Source organism: Clostridium sp. OM02-18AC, assembly GCF_003481825.1.
Taxonomy (GTDB): domain Bacteria; phylum Bacillota; class Clostridia; order Lachnospirales; family Lachnospiraceae; genus Brotaphodocola.
Map to the genome: position 1 here is coordinate 76,802 of NZ_QULW01000016.1, position 23,206 is coordinate 100,007.

At 49.5% G+C, this 23,206-nt stretch carries 19 protein-coding genes; 17 read left to right on the forward strand and 2 right to left on the reverse strand.

Annotation, left to right across the window (positions count from 1 at the left end):
* Nucleotides 1-24: 24 nt before the first annotated feature.
* Both DXB18_RS11860 and DXB18_RS11865 read left to right on the forward strand, forming a co-directional pair.
* On the forward strand, nucleotides 25-729 hold the full coding sequence (locus DXB18_RS11860) for a TIGR01906 family membrane protein (RefSeq protein ID WP_118543121.1): 705 nt from the start codon (nucleotides 25-27) through the stop codon (nucleotides 727-729).
* Nucleotides 730-837: 108 nt separating this feature from the next.
* Nucleotides 838-2,496 carry a D-alanyl-D-alanine carboxypeptidase family protein gene (locus tag DXB18_RS11865; protein ID WP_118708001.1) on the forward strand — a complete coding sequence of 553 codons (1,659 nt, stop codon included), beginning with the start codon at nucleotides 838-840 and terminating at the stop codon, nucleotides 2,494-2,496.
* Nucleotides 2,497-2,544: 48 nt separating this feature from the next.
* On the opposite strand, the gene DXB18_RS11870 is transcribed toward DXB18_RS11865, so the two are convergent.
* Nucleotides 2,545-3,540 carry a 3'-5' exonuclease gene (locus DXB18_RS11870; protein WP_118708003.1) on the reverse strand — a complete coding sequence of 332 codons (996 nt, stop codon included), beginning with the start codon at nucleotides 3,538-3,540 and terminating at the stop codon, nucleotides 2,545-2,547.
* 267 nt (nucleotides 3,541-3,807) lie between these two features.
* Between DXB18_RS11870 and DXB18_RS11875 the strand changes: the two genes are divergently transcribed.
* The 12 genes from DXB18_RS11875 to DXB18_RS11930 all read left to right on the forward strand — a co-directional run bounded on the left by DXB18_RS11875 (nucleotide 3,808) and on the right by DXB18_RS11930 (nucleotide 18,050).
* Entirely contained in the window at nucleotides 3,808-4,770 is a 963-nt protein-coding gene (locus DXB18_RS11875; protein WP_118708005.1) for an SH3 domain-containing protein, read from the forward strand.
* Nucleotides 4,771-4,962: 192 nt separating this feature from the next.
* Nucleotides 4,963-5,307, forward strand: a complete 345-nt coding sequence (locus tag DXB18_RS11880; RefSeq protein WP_147354188.1) for an ATPase — start codon at nucleotides 4,963-4,965, stop codon at nucleotides 5,305-5,307.
* Between the two features lie 4 nt (nucleotides 5,308-5,311).
* Nucleotides 5,312-6,355, forward strand: a complete 1,044-nt coding sequence (locus DXB18_RS11885) for a V-type ATPase subunit (protein ID WP_118543126.1) — start codon at nucleotides 5,312-5,314, stop codon at nucleotides 6,353-6,355.
* Between the two features lie 99 nt (nucleotides 6,356-6,454).
* Nucleotides 6,455-8,509 carry a V-type ATPase 116kDa subunit family protein gene (locus DXB18_RS11890; protein ID WP_118708031.1) on the forward strand — a complete coding sequence of 685 codons (2,055 nt, stop codon included), beginning with the start codon at nucleotides 6,455-6,457 and terminating at the stop codon, nucleotides 8,507-8,509.
* A gap of 119 nt (nucleotides 8,510-8,628) precedes the next feature.
* Nucleotides 8,629-9,060 (forward strand): ATP synthase subunit C, encoded by a 432-nt coding sequence (locus tag DXB18_RS11895; RefSeq protein WP_118543127.1) that lies wholly within the window; start codon nucleotides 8,629-8,631, stop codon nucleotides 9,058-9,060.
* A 1-nt stretch (nucleotide 9,061) separates the two neighbouring features.
* On the forward strand, nucleotides 9,062-9,370 hold the full coding sequence (locus DXB18_RS11900) for a V-type ATP synthase subunit F (RefSeq protein ID WP_118543128.1): 309 nt from the start codon (nucleotides 9,062-9,064) through the stop codon (nucleotides 9,368-9,370).
* A 22-nt stretch (nucleotides 9,371-9,392) separates the two neighbouring features.
* A complete protein-coding gene (locus DXB18_RS11905) occupies nucleotides 9,393-9,998 on the forward strand; it encodes a V-type ATP synthase subunit E (protein WP_118708007.1) in 606 nt (201 codons plus the stop codon).
* A complete protein-coding gene (locus DXB18_RS11910; RefSeq protein WP_118543130.1) occupies nucleotides 9,991-11,757 on the forward strand; it encodes a V-type ATP synthase subunit A in 1,767 nt (588 codons plus the stop codon). Before DXB18_RS11905 ends, DXB18_RS11910 begins: the two co-directional genes overlap by 8 nt.
* 12 nt (nucleotides 11,758-11,769) lie before the next feature.
* Nucleotides 11,770-13,299: a V-type ATP synthase subunit B gene (locus DXB18_RS11915; RefSeq protein WP_118708009.1), complete on the forward strand. Its 1,530-nt coding sequence runs from the start codon at nucleotides 11,770-11,772 to the stop codon at nucleotides 13,297-13,299.
* A 12-nt stretch (nucleotides 13,300-13,311) separates the two neighbouring features.
* Nucleotides 13,312-13,929 (forward strand): V-type ATP synthase subunit D, encoded by a 618-nt coding sequence (locus DXB18_RS11920; protein WP_118708011.1) that lies wholly within the window; start codon nucleotides 13,312-13,314, stop codon nucleotides 13,927-13,929.
* 147 nt (nucleotides 13,930-14,076) lie between these two features.
* On the forward strand, nucleotides 14,077-15,639 hold the full coding sequence (locus DXB18_RS11925; RefSeq protein ID WP_347560886.1) for a peptidoglycan-binding protein: 1,563 nt from the start codon (nucleotides 14,077-14,079) through the stop codon (nucleotides 15,637-15,639).
* Nucleotides 15,640-16,340: 701 nt separating this feature from the next.
* Entirely contained in the window at nucleotides 16,341-18,050 is a 1,710-nt protein-coding gene (locus tag DXB18_RS11930; protein ID WP_118708013.1) for a carbon starvation CstA family protein, read from the forward strand.
* Between the two features lie 153 nt (nucleotides 18,051-18,203).
* Here the strand turns inward: DXB18_RS11930 and DXB18_RS11935 are convergent, their stop codons facing one another.
* Nucleotides 18,204-19,202, reverse strand: coding sequence for a LysR family transcriptional regulator (locus DXB18_RS11935; protein ID WP_118708015.1), 999 nt, complete (start codon nucleotides 19,200-19,202; stop codon nucleotides 18,204-18,206).
* A gap of 231 nt (nucleotides 19,203-19,433) precedes the next feature.
* Here DXB18_RS11935 and DXB18_RS11940 point away from each other — a divergent pair, with 231 nt between their 5' ends.
* Genes DXB18_RS11940 through DXB18_RS11950 form a run of 3 tightly spaced genes read left to right on the forward strand, consistent with a single transcriptional unit; the run spans nucleotide 19,434 to nucleotide 23,056 of the window.
* A complete protein-coding gene (locus DXB18_RS11940; RefSeq protein ID WP_118708017.1) occupies nucleotides 19,434-20,510 on the forward strand; it encodes a mandelate racemase/muconate lactonizing enzyme family protein in 1,077 nt (358 codons plus the stop codon).
* 10 nt (nucleotides 20,511-20,520) lie between these two features.
* Nucleotides 20,521-21,696: a mandelate racemase/muconate lactonizing enzyme family protein gene (locus tag DXB18_RS11945; protein ID WP_118708019.1), complete on the forward strand. Its 1,176-nt coding sequence runs from the start codon at nucleotides 20,521-20,523 to the stop codon at nucleotides 21,694-21,696.
* Nucleotides 21,697-21,736: 40 nt separating this feature from the next.
* The gene (locus tag DXB18_RS11950; RefSeq protein ID WP_182430562.1) at nucleotides 21,737-23,056 is read left to right on the forward strand and encodes an SLC13 family permease; all 1,320 of its coding nucleotides are present in this window, start codon (nucleotides 21,737-21,739) and stop codon (nucleotides 23,054-23,056) included.
* Nucleotides 23,057-23,206: the final 150 nt, after the last annotated feature.

The following is a 23,206-nucleotide window of genomic DNA, read 5'->3' on the forward strand; positions in this document are numbered from 1 at the left end:
AATTCAGAAAGGGGATACATTCCAATGAAAATCCTGCACAATCTGCTTGGTATTTTATGTGGCTTTGCGCTGATGATCATCTTACTGATCACTTCGATTGAAGCGGTTACTTACTGGACTCCGGGTTATTACGAAAAAGAATATGCGAAATATGGTGTTTTGCAGGATGTTCATATGGAAATGAATGATCTTTTGGATGTTACGGACCAGATGATGGCATATCTGCGTGGAAACCGGGAAGATCTTCATGTCCCGACTGTGGTGGACGGGCAGCCCCGTGAATTCTTCAACGACCGGGAAATTGCCCATATGGAGGATGTGAGAGGATTGTTTTTGGGTGGACTTGCTCTTCGCCGGATCAGTATTGGGTTGATCGTAGTCTGTGTGGTCCTGCTGTTTGCACGGAAAGCAGATGTGCGCCGGGTGCTGCCGAAAATGATCTGCGCAGGATCAGCCTTGTTTTTTGCAGTGCTGGCGATCCTTGCTGCAATCATATCCACAGATTTCAATAAATATTTTATCATCTTCCATCATATCTTTTTCAATAATGACTTATGGCTGCTGAATCCGGATACGGATCTTCTGATCAATATTGTTCCGGAGCCATTCTTTATGGACACGGCCGCGCGCATTGCCGTAACTTATGGAGTATCTGTTCTTGCAGTATTTGCAATTTGTCTCATTATCCTTTATTATAATGATAGAAGGGGTAAAAAAACGAAAATCTGATGCAGGTTTGCCTGTGAATTGGTTTTCGATCGCATGCCCTAAGATCATAAGAATATCGCCGGACAAGGAAAACCCATCCTTGCCCGGCTTTTTGGGAGATAAAACAGAATGAAACGAATACTGACTCTATTGCTATGCCTGACTTTGCTCACCGGCATCTCTGTTTCACCGGCACTGGCGGCTCCAGACTGGCCGTCGAATGTTTCGGTGGAAGCGGAAGGCGCCATTCTTATGGATGCCCGTTCCGGAGCCGTTCTTTATGGAAAAAACTTACATGCAGTGTATTATCCGGCCAGCATCACCAAGATCCTGACTGCCCTGATCGTCATTGAGCACTGCAACCTGGATGATGTAGTGACCTTTTCCCATGATGCGATCTACAGTGTGGAGCAGGGAAGCAGCAGTGCGGGAATGGACGTAGGCGACAAGATGACGGTGCGGGATTGTCTGTATGCCATGTTGCTGAAATCGGCGAATGAGGTTGCCAACGCACTGGCAGAGCATACTGCCGGTTCTATCAAAAATTTTGCAGTTTTGATGAATGCCAAGGCAAAGGAACTGGGATGTCAGGAGAGTCATTTTAACAATCCGAGCGGACTGAACGACCCGCAGCACTATACCTCGGCTTATGACATGGCGCTGATCGCGCAGGCCGCTTTTCAAAATGAGACGTTTGTCACCATTGATTCCAGTCTTTATTACGATCTGCCGCCGACCAGACACAATCCGGACGGATTCCGGGTGTATCCGGGACATCGTATGTTAAAGAAAAATGCGCCGCAGTATTATGCAGGCGTGATCGGCGGCAAAACTGGTTATACCACGCTGGCTGGAAATACATTGGTAACGTGTGCGGAAAAAAACGGAATGAAGCTGATCACGGTGATCTTAAATGGTCATCAGACGCATTACAGTGATACCAAAGCCCTGTTGGATTTTGGATTTGCCAATTTTCAGTCAGTGAACATTGCGGATGCGGACAGCACGTATTCCTCAATCTCAAATGACATGACCATTGCCGGACTTCCGGCGGCAGACTTGTCTGTGCTGCATATGCAGAAAGAATGCTATGTGACACTGCCGAAAACGGCAGATATTTCGGAAGCCCAGTCTTCGATCCGTTATGATCTGCCGGAGTCTGCCCCGTCTGCAGCGGTGGCCCGCATTTCCTATCAGTATAATGACCGTCAGATTGGGGCAAGTTATCTGCTGCACAAGGAGACCGCGGAGGAAACAGAACCGGCCGTTGCAAGCGTTCAGGCAGAAACGAATACGGAAACAGAAACCGGAGTGGCAGAGGAAAGCAATGCATCTGTGGGAGCAGGAAGCCGTCAGAGCGCACAGACGGAAAGCGGATTAGAGGCAGAGACTTCGTTTGATCAGGATCCGCTTGCACTTGCCGAAACGGATCCGCTGGCATCTTCCGAAGCCGAAGAAAAGCAAAGTCCTTTTGGAAAGCGCAAGACCGGGTTCCATCTGAACATTCCTCCGGCATTCTGGATCATTGTTGGAGCAGCTGCGGTGGCTGCGATCATTGGTTCCGGACTCCTCACGGCAAAATACCGGATCGAGAAAAGGGAAGAGGAAGAGCGCTCCGCGCGCTATGAGCGCCGCAAGCAGCGTCTGCAGGATATTGGCATGACGACCTCGGAATTTGACATGATGCTTCAGCAGAAACGTTCCGATTCCGCGTTAAAGCAGACGAAAGAAAAACACAGACCGAAAAAACATAAATCATTTCTGGACGATCCGAAGAAGCATTATTAAACTGGTTTCATGGTCCACAATAAAAAACTTCCGTAATCTGAGAATAGATCACGGAAGTTTTTTTGTGCGTTTTTGTTTTCGTTTTGCTCGGTTTCGTTCTGCACGTTTTTTACGGACATCTTCTTTTCGCTGCAGGATCGCCTGTGCGCCTTCTTCGTCCGTCAGCTTTAAGGTTTTTACTACGAATACCGATTCGTCCTCTACTTTTTTCATGCGGATCTTGCCTTTGAGGAATCCATGTTCCGGACAGAGCGCCAGGGCAAAATAGGTTTTCTGGTTTGGTGTAAACCAGCGGACTTTTTTGCGCAGCATACGGCCGCAGCGGTAGCACATCATCTCGGTGACGTTCTTGCTTGCCATGGCTTCTTCTTTGGTGTCAAAGACCCGGGAAACATATTTGGAGTAGCCGGGAAAGGTTATGCGGATTTCTTCTTTCCTATTAGAAGGAAGGCGGTAATAATCGACGGACAAAAATGGCAGAATCGTCTCTGGTCCTGGCGTGTTTCCAAGCATGGTGAGCAGTTTCCCCGTGTAGTAAGCGTCGTCTAAGGCCCGGTGAAAGGGACGCGCTTCCATAAGCTGTTGTTCTTCTACGGCAGAGTCCAGGGAAATTCTTGCGTTGTCGCGGCAGAAAAGCCCGTAAAGCTTTTGTACGTCATAATAAAAAAGTGGTTTCGGAAAAGGATTTTCCATGTGGTAAAAATCCATATTCCGCTGCAGTTCTAACAGATCCATGTTTCCCCAGGTACAGAATACAGCATCCTCCCCACACCAGGAAAGAAACTCCGCAGCGGCATCCGGAAACAGGTCGCCATCTTTTTGCAATTCCTTCATATTCATATGGGTCACTTCGGAGATTGCGTGATGCATCTGTGTGTAGACCTGCGGGCGGATGAGCCGGTGGAATTCGTCAGTCATCTGAAATGCTTCATTCAGTTTTACAGCCCCGATTTCGATAATTTCAAAGGGGAAATGCGGAATGGATTTTTCTTTTCCATTTGCGCTCTGATTCCATTCTAAGTCAAATACAATGTAGTTCTTCATAATGGAATTATTATAGCATACCCGCTGCAGTTTGCCTAGGGCGGGAATTTGCTGCTGTTTGCGTAATGCATGAACAGGAATGAACAGAATGCTTCTGTTTGCGTCTTGCAGGAACTTACAGTTTCCTTACAATACGAAAAACAATGCTTTTTTGCATGCGCAATTTTGCCGGATATAGTATAATTGTAGTAAATGTTATGTTATGGTGCCGGGCACGTATGCGTGCACAGGAACGAAAAATAACGGTGTACAAAGGAGGGATTCTTTATGGCAGGTGGAAACAGCAGCTGGGAGAAGATTCAGCAGGGCGTGAACGATACAGAACGGCTGATTGTCCAGAGAGAGTACAATGCTTCTATGATGAAAGCACGTCAGACTCTGGAATTTATGGTAAAAAATCTGGCAGATCAGGCGGGCATCCTGGATGAGAGCGATTTAAAAAACATGATTGATGCGCTTTATGAAAACCGCTGGATCTCCAAGACCACGTGTGAGAACTATCACAAGATCCGGATGATCGGCAACAAAGCAGCTCATGAGGGCGATGCAAATGCCTACAGCGCGAATCAGGCGTACCACATGCTTTCTCAGGAAATGTACACGTTCGCAGATGAATACCGCAAGACAAGAAAAGGAGCAAAACCGCTCACAAGACCGGTAGTGACGCAGAAATCTTCCAGCCAGTCTTATACTGGCACTACACGAAAGGGTACGGCGGGTACTGGCCGCGCAAATACGGGGAATTCTTCTGGAACAGCACGAAACAGCAAAGGAAACGCAGCTGCCGCAGGCAGAACTTATGCAGGAACACGAAACAGCAGCGCTGCTTCTTCCAGGAGCCGGAGACGTTCGGGAGGCCGGAATGCTTCCTTTTCGTTTTATAATCTGCTGAAGCTTCTGGTACCGGTGCTCTGTATTGTCCTTTTGCTTCTGGTCGTGAAGTTTGTGAAGCCGCAAAGCCAGACAAAGGAAACCGAAGGTCCGACTGCTGTGGAAACCATGGAAACAACGGAAGCTGCGCCAAAAGAGACGGAAAGCACAGGACCGGTTTACCGTACTACGGATGTTTTGAATGTCCGTCCGGAGCCAAGTACTTCTTCGGAGCGGATCGGTCAGCTGAATGCAGGCGTGACCGTGGAATATGTGCGCGCCCACAATGCTGACTGGGCCGTGATCCTCTACAACGGGCAGGAGGCGTATGTGGCAAGCCGGTATCTGCAGGAAGAATAACCATATATTTAACAACATAATTTCTACAGCCTCGCAATGCGATTTCGGCACTTTGACAAAAAAACATCGTTAAAAAAGTGTTATTCTTTCATTTTCACTATGGAGTTTTTGGGGCAAAAGAGTATGATGTTAGCAGAGCGCTTATGACAAATATAATAAAATACCTATAGAATGGATACTTATATATTGAGTATGAGTGCAATCGAAAAGACAAGGAGGAGCAAGATGGATACCGTGATCAAGAGGATATCGGAGATTGAAAAAGCTGCTGTGACCGTCATGGATGATGCCGCTGCACGCAAGAAAGCGTTTGCGGCTGAGATGGAAGAAAAAACAAGGCAGTTCGACCAGACAGCAGATGCCGAGACAGAAAAAAAGGTGCAGGATCTTCGTCAGGAGATGGAAAGCCGGATGAAGTCTGAATTGTCTGAGCAGAAGGCACAGGCTGAGGCGCAGCTTGTACGGATGGAAAAAAATTATGAGCTTCATCATGAAACGTATGTGAAGAAGCTGTTTCAGGAACTAATAAGGGAGTGATCGTATGGGGCTTTTGGCCTACAGCGGGATAACGACAAAGGTGCGGGCAATGGAAAGCCGTTTGCTGACGGAAGAAGAGTTTCGCCAGCTGGCAGAGCAGGAGGATGTCCGCAGCGCGGCAGATTATCTGAAACAGCAGCCAGCGTATGCGGAAGTGTTTGCCGGTCTGGACGATACGAAGCTGCACCGGGGGTATATTGAACAGATCCTGACCCAGTCGGAGTACCGCGATTTTACCAAGCTTTACCGCTTCTCCAGTGTGAAGCAGCGGAAATTCCTGGATCTTTACTTCCGGCATTATGAGGTGGAAGTGATCAAGAAGCTTCTGCGGCATATGCTGGGCGGCAGGGAAGGACAGCCGGATCTGTCGGTGTTCCAGGAGTTTTTTGAGAAGCATTCCAATCTGGATCTCGAAGCACTTTGTAAGGCAAAAAATCTTGCAGAGTTTACCGATGCACTGGGGAAGAGCGCATACGGGGATCTGCTGAGGCAGCTGCTTGATAAGGAACAGAACAGTCTGTTTGACTGTGAGCTGCAGCTGGATCTATTTTATTTTCAGTCTCTCTGGAAAGCGCGGACCAAGATTTTGAGCAAAGCGGAGCGGAAAATCCTGGATGCATGCTATGGAAGCCGCCTGGATATTTTAAATATCCAGTGGATCTTCCGGGCGCGGAGCTTTTACCGGCTTTCCCCGGCGCAGATTTATGCCTTACTGATCCCGGTCCATTACCGGCTGCGTGCAGAGACGGTAAAGCAGTTAGTTGAGGCGGAGGATGATGCGAAGTTTTTTGCCGTATTAAAGGAAACTCCGTATGGAAAACTGGATGCAGGTGATGCCGGACAGGTACCGGATGTCCAGCTTTTGTCGAAACAGATTTTAGACCAGATTTATGGAAAGACCGGGCGCCGCTATCCGCATTCTCCGGCGGTGCTGGATTCGTATCTGTATTTTAAGGAACAGGAGATGCGAAAGATCGTCACGGCGTTAGAGGGAATCCGGTATGGAATTTCCGCGCCGGAGATCATGGGGCTGATAGCAAAACAATAAAGGAACGCAGTGGGAAGCTTTGGGGTGCAATTTCGGAGGGAGTATTTGGAAATTGCGACCGAAAACGGAGCAGAACGCTGCAGACAGGAGGAATTACTTGTGATAGAAAAAATGAAGTTTTTGAGTATCACAGGTCCGAAGGATGATATTGACCGGGTGGTGGAGCAGTATCTCTCAAAATATGAGATCCAGCTGGAAAACGCCCTGTCGGAGCTTAAGACGGTGGCAAGCCTCAGGCCGTATCTGGAGATCAATCCTTACAAAGCGGAGCTGCAGACAGCAGAAACGCTGATGAAGGAGATCGATGGAACGGCTGAGGCAGGTGTGCCAGCAGGAAAGACTGGAAGCGGGGCAGACGCAACCGCAGGAAAGACTGGAACAGCGGCCGGGACTGGTGAAAAACAGAAACAGTCCGGCAAACCGGATCGAATGCTGAAAATCCAGTTAGAGGGAGCCGGACAGATTTCCGTAGAAGATGCCGTTAACACGATCCACAGTCTGGATGAGCAGTTAAAGTCCCTTCGGGCAAAGAAGGAAGCACTGGAGAAGCAGGCATCGGACATGGAGCAGTCCATGGACCGGGTGATCCCGTTTACGGATCTGAATTATGACCTGAAGGACATTTTACATTTTCAGTATATCAAATTCCGGTTTGGACGCATGACGCATGAGTATTACAATAAATTCATGGATTATGTGTACGATACCATCGATACGGTGGTGCACAAATGCCAGGAAGATGCAGAGTATGTGTGGCTGGTGTATTTTGTGCCGGAGCCGCTTTGCGATAAGATCGATGCAATTTACGCATCGCTGCATTTTGAACGGTTTTTCCTGCCGGATGAATATGAGGGAACCCCGGTGGATGCGACCCATGAACTGGAGCATCAGCTTTCCGGAGTCTATGAAGAGATCCGCGGGATCGATGAGCAGTTTCAGAAAGCGCTGGCTGCACAGGCAGACAGCCTCAGAGCCGCTTGCCGGAAGCTGGAAACCTATTCCAGAAATTTCGATGTGCGCCGCCTTGCCGCCTGCACAAAGGATAAGGATCACACGTTTTATATTCTGTGCGGCTGGATGAGCGAGACAGACGCGAAGGCTTTCCGCAAGGAACTGGAAGAGGATGATAAGACCTTCTGTTTCGTGGAGGAAGATCATGGAAACATCATGAGCAAGCCGCCGACCAAGCTAAAGAATCCGAAACTCTTTAAGCCGTTTGAGATGTTCATCCGCATGTATGGACTACCATCGTATGAGGAAATCGACCCGACGGTCATTCTCGGTCTGACTTACTCGTTCTTATTTGGATTTATGTTTGGCGATGCAGGACAGGGCCTGTGCCTGATGCTTGGCGGTTACCTGCTGTACCGGGCAAAGAAGATGAACCTGGCGGCGATCATTTCCTGCTGTGGTTTCTTCTCGACCATTTTCGGATTTTTATTCGGCAGTGTCTTTGGATTTGAGAATATCATACAGCCGCTGTGGCTGCATCCGAAGACAGCGATGACGAACCTTCCGTTTGTTGGAAATTTGAATACCGTGTTTATCGTAGCGATTGCCATGGGCATGGGAATTGTTCTGATGACGATGCTTTTGAACGTCATCAACAGCCTGAGAAGCCATGACACGGAAAAGGCATTTTTTGATACCAACGGCATTGCAGGTATCGTATTCTACGGTGCACTGGCTGTCACGATCATTCTGTACATGAGCGGACATACGCTTCCGGCTACGGCTGTGCTGATCGTGATGTTTGTCCTGCCGCTTCTGGTGATCTTCTTTAAGGAGCCGCTTACGGCACTGGCTGAGAAGCATGCGAAGATCATGCCGGAGGAAAAGGGCATGTTTTTCGTGCAGGGTGTATTTGAATTGTTTGAAGTATGCTTAAGCTATTTTTCCAACACCCTTTCCTTTGTCCGTGTGGGCGCGTTTGCAGTCAGCCATGCAGCGATGATGGAAGTGGTCCTGATGTTAGCCGGTGCCGAGGCGGGAACGCCAAACTGGCTGGTGGTCGTCCTGGGCAACCTCTTCGTGTGTGGCATGGAAGGACTGATCGTTGGCATCCAGGTACTCCGTCTGGAGTATTATGAGCTGTTCAGCCGTTTCTACCGTGGAACCGGGCGGGAGTTTAAGCCGTACGGAAGACAGAATTAGCGGAATTTCCAAAATACCAGGGCTGACAGTACCGGAAAGGACTGAGAGCCGGGACAGCAGAAAACAGACCGCAGATAAAACAACAAAAGATATTCAGAATAAAAAAGGAGAATCAGATCATGACTTTATTAGCAAAAATCACACTGGCAGCAGCATTAATCCTTAGCATTGGAGTTCCGTTTGGCGCGTTTGCGGCAGGAGAGAAGACGAGAGGTCGTTATAAGACCGCCATCGGCGTGAATGTATTTCTGTTTATGGCAACCATTGGCGTGGCTGCGGGACTCATGTTTACTGGTCATGCATTTGCGGCAGAAGAAACTGCCAAGGCAGTCAACAGTGCAGCAGGCTGGGGCTATCTGGCAGCAGCACTTTCCACCGGTATGAGCTGCATCGGCGGCGGTATTGCCGTATCCGCAGCAGCATCTGCCGCACTGGGAGCGATCAGTGAGGACGGCTCCATTCTTGGTAAATCCCTCATCTTCGTTGGTCTTGCCGAAGGTGTCTGCCTGTACGGACTGATCATTTCCTTTATGATCCTTGGTACCCTGTAAGATGAAGATGTATCTGATCAGTGACAACATCGACACCTGGACCGGCATGCGGCTCGCCGGTGTGGAAGGTGCGGTGGTGCACGAAAAAGAGGAATTGAAGGCAGAACTGGATAAGGTCCTGGCCGACAAGACGATCGGAATCGTACTGCTGACAGAAAAATTCGGGCGGGATTTCCCGGAACTGGTCAATGAGGTAAAGTTAAACTATCGCCAGCCACTGTTTGTAGAGATTCCGGACCGTCATGGAACCGGCCGCAAGCCGGACTTTATCACGGCCTACGTCAACGAAGCGATCGGGCTGAAATTATAATGCAAAAAGGAAGGTGACCAATGTGACCACCGAGGAAAAATTACAGCATTTTCTGGACACCTGCATGGAAGATGCCAGGGTTCGCAGCGGACGGATGCTGGATGAATATATGTCCGCACTGGAAAAGACATTTGAGGAACATAAAGCCGATACCCGCAGACGTGAGAAGCTGCAGCTGCAGCAGGAAACGGAGAAGATCGAGCGGGAGATCAACAAACAGCTGGCGGTAGGGCAGATCGATATCCGCCGGATGCTGGGGCAGAAACAGGAAGAATTAAAAGACAAGCTGTTTGTGGAGTTAAAGGATATGCTGGCGCATTACCTGGAGACGCAGGACTACCAGAAGCTTTTGGAGCGCCAGGTGAAACATGCGGTAGAGTTTGCAGGGCAGGATCCGGTGATCATTTACCTGGATCCGGTCGATGAGGATAAAGCAAACCGCCTTGCGCTTCACAATGGAAACGCGGAATTCCGCATCAGCGAGTATTCTTTTACCGGAGGAACCCGGGCGGTAATCCCGTCGCGCCATATCCTCATTGATAATTCCTTCCAGACGAAGCTGGAGGAAGCCAGGGAGAAGTTCCACTTCGACTTAAGCCTGACAGAAGGAGGAAATGGAGATGTCTAAGACGGGTGTGATCTGCGGGATCAACGGCCCGATCGTCCATGTGAAAGGGGACGCGGGCTTTACCATGAATGAGATGGTCTATGTAGGCCATGAGAATCTGGTGGGCGAAGTCATCGGCTTAAAAGCCGGGGATACCATTATCCAGGTTTACGAGGAGACAGCCGGGATCCGTCCGGGTGAGCTGGTAACAGGAACCGGTGCGCCGGTGTCCGTTACCCTGGCACCGGGCATCCTGACCAATATTTTTGATGGAATTGAGCGGCCATTGAGCGAGATCGCGAAAAGTGGCGGCGCGTACATCAGCCGCGGTGTGAATGTCAGCGCGCTGGATAACGAAAAGAAGTGGAAGACCCACATCACCGTGAAAAAAGGTGACCGGGTATACGGGGGCACGATCCTTGCGGAGGTGCCGGAGACTCCGGCAATCCTTCATAAGGTCATGGTGCCGCCGGATAAGGAAGGCTATGTGCTGGATGTGGTGGAAGATGGGGAATACACGATCAATGATCCACTGGTAACGATCCAGCATCTTGACGGAACCGAGGAAAAACTGACGATGACCCAGAAATGGCCGATCCGTGTGGCAAGACCGACGGCGAAGCGTTTCCCGGCAACCCAGCCGCTTGTGACCGGCCAGCGTATCCTGGATACGCTGTTTCCGCTGGCAAAAGGCGGCACGGCGGCAATTCCGGGAGGATTTGGTACCGGAAAGACCATGACCCAGCATCAGATCGCAAAGTGGTCGGATGCGAACATCATCATTTACATTGGCTGTGGTGAGCGCGGAAACGAGATGACACAGGTTCTGGAGGAATTCTCCGAGCTGATCGACCCGAAGACCGGAAATCCGCTGATGGACCGCACTACCCTGATCGCGAACACGTCCAATATGCCGGTGGCAGCCCGTGAGGCGAGCCTGTATTCTGGTCTGACGCTGGCAGAGTATTACCGGGATATGGGCTATCATGTTGCGATCATGGCGGATTCCACCTCCCGTTGGGCAGAGGCTCTGCGTGAGCTTTCCGGACGTCTGGAGGAGATGCCGGCGGAGGAAGGCTTCCCGGCTTATCTGGCATCGAAGCTGTCTGCCTTTTATGAGCGTGCCGGTATGATGCAGAATTTAAACGGAACCGAGGGAAGTGTGACCATCATCGGTGCGGTATCGCCGCAGGGCGGTGATTTCTCCGAGCCGGTAACGCAGAATACCAAGCGTTTCGTGCGCTGCTTCTGGGGGCTGGACAAGAGCCTGGCTTACGCGAGACATTTCCCTGCCATTTCCTGGCTGACCAGTTATTCTGAGTACTTAAACGATCTCGGTCCGTGGTACACGGAGCATGTCGATAAAAAGTTTGTGGACTACCGCAACCAGATCGTTTATCTGCTGTCCCAGGAGAGCAGTCTGATGGAGATCGTGAAGCTGATCGGCGGCGATGTCCTGCCGGACGACCAGAAGCTGATCCTGGAGATCGCCAAGGTGATCCGCGTGGGCTTTCTGCAGCAGAATGCCTTCCACAAGGACGATACCTGCGTCCCGATGGAGAAGCAGTTTAAGATGATGGAGATCATTCTGTATCTGTACCGGAAGTCCCGTTCGCTGATCTCGATGGGCATGCCGATGTCGGTACTGAAAGAAGATCCAATCTTTGACCAGGTCATTGCCATCAAGTACGATGTACCGAATGACAACCTGGCAATGCTGGATGATTATAAAAAGAAGATTGATGCCTTTTATGACGGCGTCATCGAGCGGAATGCATAGGAGGGCTGTGACATGGCAATTGAATATTTAGGTTTGAGTGCGATCAACGGCCCCATGGTAGTGTTAGAGGGTGTTTCCGGTGCGGCTTACGACGAGATCGTGGAGATGACGGTCGACGGAAACAAACGGAAGCTGGGTCGTATCATTGAAGTATACGAAGACAAGGCGGTAATCCAGGTTTTTGAGGGAACCGAGGGCATGGGATTGAAAAATGTCCATACCCGCCTGACCGGTCACCCGATGGAGCTCGGTGTTTCGGAGGAAATGCTGGGTCGTACCATGAACGGAATCGGCGTGCCGATCGACGGACTGGGCGAGATCTTGCCAGAAAAGATGCTGGATGTCAACGGAAAGCCGTTAAACCCGGTGACCCGTGAGTACCCGCGTAACTACATCCGTACCGGAATCTCTGCGATTGATGGTCTGATGACCCTGATCCGCGGTCAGAAGCTGCCGATCTTTTCCGGCAACGGACTTCCGCATGACCAGCTGGCGGCGCAGATCGTGCAGCAGGCATCGTTGGGCGATGATTCCGACGAGCAGTTTGCGATCGTTTTTGCGGCCATGGGCGTGAAACACGATGTGGCAGAATTTTTCCGCCGGACGTTTGAGGAGAGCGGGGTTTCCTCCCACGTGGCGATGTTTATGAACCTGGCAAACGACCCGGTGGTCGAGCGTCTGATCACGCCGAAATGTGCGCTGACTTTAGCGGAATATCTGGCATTTGAGAAGAACATGCACATCCTGGTCATTTTGACGGATATGACTTCGTTTGCAGAGGCGATGCGTGAGGTGTCCTCTTCCAAGGGCGAGATCCCGTCCCGAAAAGGCTTCCCGGGCTATCTGTACAGCGAACTGGCAGCGCTTTATGAGCGCGCCGGAATTGTAAAGGGTGTGAACGGATCCGTGACCCAGATCCCGATCCTGACCATGCCGAACGATGACATCACCCACCCGATCCCGGACCTGACCGGTTACATTACGGAAGGTCAGATCGTTCTGGACCGGGAGTTAAACGGTCAGTCGGTTTACCCGCCGATCAACGTGCTGCCGAGCCTGTCTCGTCTGATGAAGGACGGCATCGGCGAAGGCTACACCCGTGCGGATCACCAGGCAGTGGCAAACCAGCTGTTTTCCTGCTATGCCAAGGTGGGCGATGCGAGGGCGCTGGCATCCGTCATCGGCGAAGATGAGCTGTCCCCGCTGGATAAAAAATATCTGGTCTTTGGCCGGGAGTTTGAGCACCGCTTTGTCGGACAGGATCCCCATGACAACCGGAATATCATAACCACCTTGAACATTGGCTGGCAGCTTCTTGGACTTTTGCCAAAAGCGGAGCTCGACCGGATCGATACGAAGATCCTGGATCAGTATTACCGGCCGATGAAGCTGGATGAGAACGGGGATCTGGTGGCTGAGGAAACAGAAAAGAGCGCGGTGGCTTCTGGAAGTGATGGCATGGCAGAGCCAGCTGCAACCGGGCAGGCAAATGGGAATGCATTTGGCACCGGCGCGGCATCGGCCGAAGCAGCGCGGCAGTAAGGGGGAATCTGTATGAATCCGAATACCTTTCCTACCAAGGGCAATTTGATTTTAGCGAAGAATTCCCTTGCCCTGGCGAGCCAGGGTTACGAGCTGATGGATAAAAAGAGGAATATCCTTCTTCGGGAACTGATGGGTCTGATCGACCAGGCAAAGGATATTCAGGCAGAGATCGATACCACGTTTACAGAAGCCTACAGGGCGCTCCAGAAAGCCAATATTGAGCTCGGCATCGGTTTTATCCAGGATATCGCTGCGACGATTCCGGTGGACGATACCATCAAGATCAAGACAAGGAGTATCATGGGAACGGAGATTCCACTGGTACAGCATGAGCCGGTGCCGCTGACACCGGGCTATGCCTTCGCAAGCACCAGTCCGGCGCTCGACGAGGCGCGGATGCATTTTGAGAAAGTGAAGGAGCTGACGGTAAAGCTTTCCATGGTGGAAAATTCCGCTTACCGGCTGGCGTCCAGCATCCGCAAGACCCAGAAGCGGGCCAATGCATTAAAGAATATCACCATACCGACGTACCAGAATCTGGTTACGACCATCGGCAATGCGCTGGAGGAGAAGGACCGTGAGGAGTTCACGAGGCTGAAGGTGATTAAACGTACAAAAACAGGATAAGACTTCACAGAAATTGTGAACTGTGATAAAATATAGGTCAACTGGGGGTTCAAAATAAGAACCCCTTTGACATTTACCACAGGAAGTGAGGTCAGAATTTTGACAACTGGAAATACAAAAAGAAATTGGAAAAGAAAAGTACAGTGCGTGAGTGCGGCGCTTCTCATGGCTGGTCTTCTGGCGGGATGCGGCGCAGCCCAGACGGCAAACCAGGCAGAGAGCGAAACCACCGAGGAAAACCTGGTTCTTATGGAAGAGACCTTGCCGCAGACTGCCGCAGATGAAACAGTCATGGCGCTTTCACCGGATGGTCCGCTGCTTCCGTCTGTAGAGGGCGTGGATGCGGAATACAGTGAACCGATCCCGGATTACCTGCGCATCGGTGAGAAACATCCGATCGTTTTAAAGCTGCAGCAGCGCCTGATGGATTTAGGCTTTATGGATAACGATGAGCCGACCGATTATTATGGTGAGGTAACCCAGAGTGCGGTCAAGATCTACCAGCGTCAGAACCAGCTGGCGCAGGACGGCATCATCGGCCCGGATACCCTGGAGGCGATCCTTTCCCCGGATGCCAAGTATTATGCGGCGCAGAAGGGCGATGAGGGTACCGATATCACCCGGATCCAGAGCCGTCTGTATGAGCTGGGCTATCTGGCAAGCGACAGTCAGGTGACCGGCAGCTTTGGTGACGCGACCGAAGAAGCGGTCATGAAGATGCAGAGTGTCAATGGTCTGGACCAGGATGGTAAAGTCGGCAGAAAGACCATGAACCTTCTTTACAGTGAAGATGTGAAGGCAAACATGCTGGCATACGGCGAGAAGAGTGATCTGGTCCTGGCGGCGCAGAAGCGCTTAAAAGAGCTGGGCTATATGACCACGGAGCCGGACGGCAGCTACGGAAACGATACGATCATTGCGGTAAAACAGTTTCAGTCCCGGAATGACCAGGTTGTGGATGGTTACCTTGGACCGGCAACCCGTGTCGCATTGAACAGCTCGGATGCGGTTCCGAACGGCTTAAGCCTGGGTGATAGCGGCGATAATATCCAGCGTGTCCAGAACCTGTTAAGCAAGTTAGGCTACTTAAAATCTGCAAATGTAACTGGCTATTACGGTGAGGTGACGGAGAATGCAGTCAAGCTGTTCCAGCGCACCAACGGACTGAGTGCGGATGGTACGGTCGGCGTCATGACCATGGCGAAGCTGACTGCAGGGGATGCCAAGAAGGCACCGGCACAGCCGAAGACCAGCACCAGCAAGAACAACAGCAAAAATAATACGACCAGTGGCGGAAGTAAGAAGGGAAGCTCCGGAAGTACTTCGGTTCCGAATACCGGCGGAGCCAGCGGCGGTGCAAGTGCCCTCATTGCAGTGGCAAGCTCCAAGCTTGGCTGCCCGTATGTATGGGGCTCTAAGGGACCGAACTCGTTTGACTGCTCTGGTTTCGTATACTGGTGCTTAAACCAGGTAGGTGTGCGCCAGAGCTACATGACTTCCTCTGGCTGGAGAAATGCCGGAAGATATACCAGAATCAGCAGCTTCTCAAGTCTGCGTGCCGGAGACATCATCGTCGTAAGCGGCCATGTCGGAATCGTGGCAGGCGGCGGAACCGTAATCGATGCTTCCTCCGGTAACGGTAAGGTGGTACACCGTTCCTTAAGCTCCTGGTGGGCAAATAACTTCATCTGTGGATGGAGAATCTTCTAAAATAACAGGAATAACAGGATCGAAAAGCCAGAAATCAGGAAATGGGTTTCTGGCTTTTGTATTGTTCCAAATAAAAAACTTTTGGAAAAAATAATTGACAAATTAAAAAATGGGACTATAATGGCAGTTATTCAAAGCGTTGACATCCCATCAGTCTCTACGAAAATACTGACTGAGGATTGAAACAAACAAATGCGACGAACAGGACAAGGCTTTTTTGCCAGAACCGTTTTCAGAGAGCTTCCGGCCGGTGTGAGGAAGCAGCGGGGCAAAGAGGTTATCCCCTGCAAGCAGCTTGTCTGAAATGCAAACATAGTTTGTGTGTTATGCTTTGTGCAACACATGAGCAGCAACGCTCCGGTGATACCGGACGTTAAGCGAAAGTAAGACGGGACGGAAACCCACCGTTAACCGGGCGCGTATTCCTCCGGACTGAGAGACGGAAGGATATGGTCAGAGTGGCTGGCAGTATGTCAGCAAGGGAAGTGGTAACGCGGAGCGCATCCGGTAATATTGTGGTAACTATGCCTTCGTCTTCCTGCAGAAAAAGTTCTGCGGGGAGACGGAGGCTTTTTTGTTGCGATACATTTACAGGAAAACTGCAGGTGGCTGCTTCTGTGGCTGCGTCGCACATCAGAGATTCATCCGCGGTCTGTTTGCTGATTTCCCGCGTTGCATAGTTTTGAGAGGAGAGAACAATTATGAATACACTTGTTATTGTTTTGATCGCAGCTGTGTGTCTCTTCTGTGGATACACATTTTATGGCCGCTGGCTTGCAAATAAATGGGGCATCGATCCAAAAGCGAAGACCCCGGCTGTTGCTTTAGAAGATGGACAGGATTACGTGCCGACTGACGGCTGGACCGTTTTTGCACATCAGTTTTCCTCTATCGCAGGTGCAGGCCCTGTCACCGGTGCCATTCAGGCAGCAGCATTTGGCTGGGTTCCGGTTCTTCTGTGGGTTATCATCGGAGGCATCTTCTTCGGTGCAGTAACCGACTTTGGCGCCCTGTATGCCAGTGTAAAGAATGAAGGCAAGTCCATGGGCCTTCTGATCGAGAAATACATTGGCAAGACCGGACGGAAGCTGTTCCTTCTGTTTTGCTGGCTCTTTACCCTGATCGTTACCGCTGCTTTCGCTGATATGGTTGCAGGCACCTTCAATGCTTATACCGTAACCGATGGAGTCGCTTCTTTATCTCCGGCAGCACAGACGAATGGTGCAGCAGGTTCCATTTCCCTGATGTTCATCGTGTTCGCTATGGTATTCGGTTTGATGCAGAAACATCTTCACCTGACCGGATGGAAAGAAACACTGGCTGGACTGGCATGTACCGTTGCTGCTTTTGCAGTCGGTATGGCGTTCCCGCTGGTTGCCGGTAAGGACACCTGGTCTTATCTGACCTTTGCTTATATCTTCCTGGCAGCTGTTATGCCGATGTGGCTTCTGATGCAGCCGCGTGATTTTATGACGACCTTTATGTTTGCAGGAATGATCGTCGGTGCCGTTGTCGGTCTGGTGGTTGCACATCCGACCATGAACCTTCCGGCTTACACCGGATTTAAGAATGCCAAAATGGGAGATATGTTCCCGATCCTGTTTGTAACGGTTGCTTGTGGTGCGGTTTCCGGATTCCACAGTCTGGTTTCCTCCGGAACCTCTTCCAAGACAATCTCCAATGAGAAAGATATGCTGAAGGTTGGTTATGGTGCCATGGTATTGGAGAGCCTGCTGGCTGTTCTGGCTCTGTGTGTTGCCGGCGCGGCAGCTGCAGCAGACGGTACCGCAGCAACCGGAACCCCGTTCCAGATCTTTTCTGCAGGCGTTGCCGGATTTCTGGAGATGTTTGGCATCCCGGTTTATGTAGCGCAGTGCTTCATGACCATGTGTGTTTCCGCACTGGCATTGACCAGCCTGGATTCTGTAGCACGTATCGGACGTATGTCCTTCCAGGAGCTGTTCTCCGTTGATGATATGGAGCATGCAGAGAGCTGGAGAAAACTGTTATGCAACAAGTACTTCTCAACCGTCGTAACCTTGGCCTGCGGCTTTATCTTAACCAAGATCGGTTATTCTAACATCTGGCCGCTGTTCGGCAGTGCAAACCAGCTGTTAAGCGCCCTGGTACTGATCACCTTATGTGTATTCTTAAAGGTAACTGGCAGAGAGAACAAGACCCTGTTCCCGCCGCTCATCATCATGCTGTGTGTAACCTTTACTGCCCTGGTTGAGAGAACCATTGCACTGATTCAGGCATTCGGCGCAGGAACTGCAGTCTTTATGGTAGAAGGATTACAGCTCATCATTGCAATCCTACTGATGGTTCTGGGTGTCATCATTGTGTATACATCCGGGAAAGAGTTGTTTGAAAAGAAAAATGTAAAGAATACACAAGTAAAACATGCGTAGAAGCTGCATCCATGATCCACAGACAAGATTACACCAGATATTATGAATAAATTTACGAAATAAAAAAGTCCAGAGAACGATAACGGTAAAGTGTCGTTTTCTGGACTTTTTTGGTGTGCGCTCGGCGGCGCATGTTTCTAATGGGAGAACAGACTAACCATTTCGGCTACTCTGTTTTTTGTAAGTCGTTGGAAATGGTACAACATTTGTATATGGCTGCTGGGGAATTACATCCTTTTTCAATATATTCACGGTTTCCTGAATCAGTGGAAGAAGTTCGGTTTCTTTTCGCCAGGCAACGGCGCAGAAGCGTGATTGGGGCAAATCGGGCAATACACAATAATCCAGATTCTGACGCTCCTGCACAGAAAGGGAGACGAGAATTGCGGCTGAAATGAGTTGTATGCCAAGTCCTTCTTTGGTCAGCATCAGCCCGGTTGTCATCATATCTACTACAATGCTGCTTTTTGGCCGGATGCCATAAAAACCAATCATACGCTGGAAATTGCGATACATTCCGTTTGCAGGAGGCGGAGCAATAAATGGAAGATTTTGCAGTTTTTCCGGGTTTAACAGATAGGGATTGTCTGGTGAATTCTGTGCCTGTTCTTCTTCTGGTACCAATCTGTATTTCTTGTGAGCTACCAGTATAATTCGTTCTGTTGAAACCGATTCTATAACCAATGGAATTTCACCGCTTGGAATTTCTGTAAGAGAGCCAAGCGCCAGATCAATGGAATGCTTTTCAAGCAGGCGCTGCAGATGACGTTCTGCTCCAAGCGAAACAACGAAATTCATGTCGGGATGCCGTTCGGATAAAATTCGCAGCAGGGATGGAAGCCAGTAATGACCCCGTACGCGTGCAGCACCAATGCGGAATGTCTGCGCAGGATCCTGAACACTTCTCAGTTCTCCGCGTAAAATCTGTTCTTCTTCAGAAATTTCTGTCATTTTTTCAATATATCGTCGACCAGCAGGTGTGATGGCAATGGGGGTCTTTTTCCGGTCAAAAAGTTTTACGCCCAGGCTTTCTTCCAGGCGGTTCAGATACATCGTCAGTGTTGGCTGGGAAATGTATAATTTCTTTGCGGCACGTGTCAGATTCTGCTCTTCAGCAATGGCTAATACATAGTCCAGTTTCTCGTATAGCATATAATCCCTCCAATTTGTAAGTATTGCATAAATTGCCAAATCCGGTTTTGGTAATATTACCGTTGATGCAAGTGCAATATAAAATTATTTTATAATCTGCTCAAAAAAACGGTATTAGACACCTTCTGTATCCTGTATTATGATAGATTTGTAACAAAAAAGCAAGAGAAATATAAATAATTTTGATTTCTCGATGAAACTAAATGGTTATATGGAGAAGGGAGCGTAATTATGAAAATTACAGATGTGCGTGTGGAACATTATCGCTGGCCTAAGGAAAAACCGATTGCCAATGGAAAACATACCTACACACACAATGACCTGAATCTGCTGGTGATTGACACGGACGAAGGAATCACCGGGTATGGATGCAGCTGGGCGATTGAATTTGCTGAGAGTATGGGGAAAGCCATCATTGGTATGGACCCTCTTTGCAATGAACAGATTTTCGCAAAGACGTACGTACCTAAGTTTATTGGGCGCCGCGGAACCAGCGCAAAAACAGTATCTGCTATTGATATGGCTGTCTGGGATATCAAGGCAAAAGCAGCAAATCTTCCGCTGTACAAGCTTCTTGGAGGTGCCAGAGACCGGGTTGACTGCTATGTAGCAGGCGGTTATTACGCGCCGGGAAAAGGAATTAAGGAACTTCAGAAAGAAATGGAAGAATACTTAAGCTGGGGGATTCACGCGGTCAAAATGAAAGTCGGTGCTATGAGCATGCGTGAGGATGCAGCCCGTGTGAAAGCGGTTCGAGAAGTGATTGGTGAAGACACCGTACTGATGTTGGATGCGAACTGTGCCTACCGTTTCTTTGAGGCTATCGAGTTTGGCAAAATGGTTGAGGAGTATTGCCCTTATTGGTTTGAAGAGCCGGTGGATGCAGATGATTATGATGGATACCGCAAGGTTGCCGCAAAGTGCAATATTCCGATTGCCGGAGGTGAAAATGAAATTACCCGCTTTGGATTCCGCGATCTGTTAAATACTCAGGCAGTAAGCGTGTTAAATCCAGATGCAGCCAGCCTCGGCGGTGTTACCGAGTTTATGAAGGTGGCAGCTATGGCTGATGCAAACGGAATTGTTATGAGCCCTCATGGTCAGCAGCAGATTCATGTGCATCTGGACTGCGCGGTTCCGAATGTGAATTTTGCAGAATTTTATCCGCCGCAGTACGATGCAAAAGTATATGAAGCATTTAAAAATCCGGTCATCTTTAACGCAGATGGTACAGTAAGTCCTTCTGAGGCTCCGGGTGTAGGATTGGATATCAACCGGGCGGTACTGGCAGATTTCCGGATCAAGTGAGGTGGTTTCGATGAAGATTACAGATTTTAAGGTATTACGCGCCAATCGCGCTGTTTATTGCAAAATATATACCGATGAAGGAATTACGGGACTTGGTGAGAGCGGCGCATGGGGATTCCTGGAAGCTTCTGCTCAGGCAATGAGCATCATGTCGGAGTATTTAATTGGAAAGGATCCACTGGATATTGAGCATCATTGGCAGTATCTTTATCGTTTTTCTCATTTCCGCGGCGCAGCGGTCATGAGAGCCATGTCTGCCATTGATATTGCCCTTTATGATATTGCGGGAAAATATTTTAACGTACCGGTTTATCGCCTGTTAGGCGGAAAATGCCGGGACAAGGTACGCGTCTATAACCATACGGCAGGACGCACCGAAGAAGAACTGATTGCTAACGTGATTAAGAGTGTGGAGCAGGGATATACGGCTTTAGGTCACCTGAATCCGTACCTGGATGAGCCGAGAACGGAGCCATTCAAAGATGGAAATGCCGCTCTGTTATATAAGGCAGAGCATCGTATCGCAAAGGTACGGGAGGCTGTTGGCGAAGAGGTGGATCTTTGCTTAGAACTGCATCGCCGCCTGGAGCCGGGACTTGCGGTTCAGCTGTCAGCAAGGCTGGAACCTTATAACCCGATGTTCTTAGAAGATCCGATCCGACCGGATAATTTTGATGAGATGGGACATGTCGCAGCACAATGCCGCATCCCAATTGCAACGGGGGAACGGATCAACACATATCATGAATTTGAAATGCTTTTAGAGCGTAATGCCTGCAGCTATGTGCGCGCGTCTCTTGGAGTGTGTGGTGGATTTACAGGAGCAAAGAAAATTGCAGCCATTGCCGAAGCGCATCATAAAAGCCTTGTGCCTCACAACCCTTGCAGCCCGGTCATGACGAACGCAGTATTACAGTTTGTGGCAGCAACGGATAATATTGCTATTACGGAGTATCCGAATCCGTTTGCCGCTTCTACGGCAGATCACCTGACTGGCAGTGGTGTGAAACTTCGCCAGTGTGACATGGTGGATCATATTCCGGAATTCAGGGATGGTTACCTTCCAGTTCCGGAAGAACCTGGCATCGGTATTGATGTCATTCCGGATCTGGAAGAAAAATTTCCGTTCCGTCCGCATAAGGTCATGACCCGTCTGAATTGTGACGGATCTATCTGCGACCAGTAATTTGCTATATGTGTCGCTTTTAAAGAAAGGAAAAGAAACTATGAGTACACAGCTTATTATCTGCCTGGTGATTTTTGCGTTGACCTGTATTGGCTATATGACGGGTATCTGGAGCCTTGGAACGGTTGCCATGACTTCCCTCGTCGCGCTGTCCTTAACAGGATGCCTTGCGCCATCTGAGGCCCTTGCCTATTTTTCCAATAATAATGTGATCATGATTGGTGCCATGAGCGTCGTGGCAGCAGGATTTAACCGTACAAAATTCTGTAATGATCTTGCGACTGCCATTTCCAGACTGGCAAAGGGAAATCTTTCGAAAGTTTTGCTTATGTACTGCATCCTCGCAATGCTTCTGTCCCAGATGGTGCAGAGCCCGGTTGTTGTTTTTGGTATTGTTGCTCCGCTCTGCATGGCTTCTGCTGAGAGCCTGGGAATTTCCAAAACCAGAATTGCTTTACCGCTTGGCATTGTTGCTATTGCGACCTGCTGTACCCTGCCTATTGGTACTGGTGCGACACAGGCAGCAGAATTGAACGGATATATCATTTCCTACTATGATAAAATCCCGAATTTTGCAGGTACGATGCCGGAGGTGGGTTTCTTTGATCCGATGAAAGCCCGTCTGCCAATGCTTATTTTCAGCGTCCTTTATTGTGCGTTCATTATGCCTAAGTTTTGTCCGGAGGCTCCATCGGTTGTAACCGAGGAAAGTAGTCAGGAAAAGATTGTAGCCAGAGATGAACTTCCTGCTTTTGCAGAGGTGGCTGGCATTGTAATCTTCTTTGGTGTTGCCCTTACCTTAATGCTTCAGGCCAATGTGCTTAAAATGCTTCAGATCTGGCAGATTTGTATGATTGGTGCTGTCCTGATGATTATTTGTGGTGTTTTAAAACCCAAGGAAGCCCTGCAGTCCATTCCTGTCAGTATGCTGCTTTTGATTGTTGGTGCGCTGGCCATGGCCGGAGCTCTTTCTGCAACTGGTACAGGTGACTTTATCGGTGGTGGTATCGCCAAGATTGTTACGGTTGTAAACAATAATTACATTGTAGGTTTGATTTTCTTTGTGGTTCCGTTTATTCTGACACAGTTTATGTCAAACCGCGGCGCAATGTTGATTTTCATTCCAATCGCCATTGCGACCTGCTACCAGAACGGCGGTGATCCGCGGGGGCTGATCATTCTGATTCAGGCAGGTGCCCTGACTGCGTTTATGACTCCGATGGCGACTGGCGCAGTTCCTTACATGATGGAATACGGCGGATATGATCAGAAAGATCTTTTAAAGAGCGGATGGCTGTTTGCTGTTCTGGGATGTATTATTTGTGTTGGCTGGATTATGACCATCATGCCAGTGTTGTAAGAATTCCGTGTTTCAGAAAGAATAAGAGGACTTATTATGGCAGGAAAGGGAAAACTATCTTGTGAAATTAATGAAAAAACATTAGAAAAAGAAAGGGCGTGTGAAAAAATGAGAAATCATTTTTCACACGCTCTTTTAAACTAAAAAATC

Excerpts from the sequence above, each read along its gene's own strand:
- DXB18_RS11875 (WP_118708005.1), top strand. The coding sequence starts at position 3,808 with ATGGCAGGTGGAAACAGCAGCTGGGAGAAGATTCAGCAGGGCGTGAAC.
- DXB18_RS11945 (WP_118708019.1), top strand. The coding sequence starts at position 20,521 with ATGAAGATTACAGATTTTAAGGTATTACGCGCCAATCGCGCTGTTTAT.
- DXB18_RS11900 (WP_118543128.1), top strand. The coding sequence starts at position 9,062 with ATGAAGATGTATCTGATCAGTGACAACATCGACACCTGGACCGGCATG.
- DXB18_RS11860 (WP_118543121.1), top strand. The coding sequence starts at position 25 with ATGAAAATCCTGCACAATCTGCTTGGTATTTTATGTGGCTTTGCGCTG.
- DXB18_RS11920 (WP_118708011.1), top strand. The coding sequence starts at position 13,312 with ATGAATCCGAATACCTTTCCTACCAAGGGCAATTTGATTTTAGCGAAG.
- DXB18_RS11930 (WP_118708013.1), top strand. The coding sequence starts at position 16,341 with ATGAATACACTTGTTATTGTTTTGATCGCAGCTGTGTGTCTCTTCTGT.
- DXB18_RS11895 (WP_118543127.1), top strand. The coding sequence starts at position 8,629 with ATGACTTTATTAGCAAAAATCACACTGGCAGCAGCATTAATCCTTAGC.
- DXB18_RS11885 (WP_118543126.1), top strand. The coding sequence starts at position 5,312 with ATGGGGCTTTTGGCCTACAGCGGGATAACGACAAAGGTGCGGGCAATG.
- DXB18_RS11940 (WP_118708017.1), top strand. The coding sequence starts at position 19,434 with ATGAAAATTACAGATGTGCGTGTGGAACATTATCGCTGGCCTAAGGAA.
- DXB18_RS11915 (WP_118708009.1), top strand. The coding sequence starts at position 11,770 with ATGGCAATTGAATATTTAGGTTTGAGTGCGATCAACGGCCCCATGGTA.
- DXB18_RS11870 (WP_118708003.1), bottom strand. The coding sequence starts at position 3,540 with ATGAAGAACTACATTGTATTTGACTTAGAATGGAATCAGAGCGCAAAT.
- DXB18_RS11865 (WP_118708001.1), top strand. The coding sequence starts at position 838 with ATGAAACGAATACTGACTCTATTGCTATGCCTGACTTTGCTCACCGGC.
- DXB18_RS11910 (WP_118543130.1), top strand. The coding sequence starts at position 9,991 with ATGTCTAAGACGGGTGTGATCTGCGGGATCAACGGCCCGATCGTCCAT.
- DXB18_RS11880 (WP_147354188.1), top strand. The coding sequence starts at position 4,963 with ATGAGTGCAATCGAAAAGACAAGGAGGAGCAAGATGGATACCGTGATC.
- DXB18_RS11950 (WP_182430562.1), top strand. The coding sequence starts at position 21,737 with ATGAGTACACAGCTTATTATCTGCCTGGTGATTTTTGCGTTGACCTGT.
- DXB18_RS11935 (WP_118708015.1), bottom strand. The coding sequence starts at position 19,202 with ATGCTATACGAGAAACTGGACTATGTATTAGCCATTGCTGAAGAGCAG.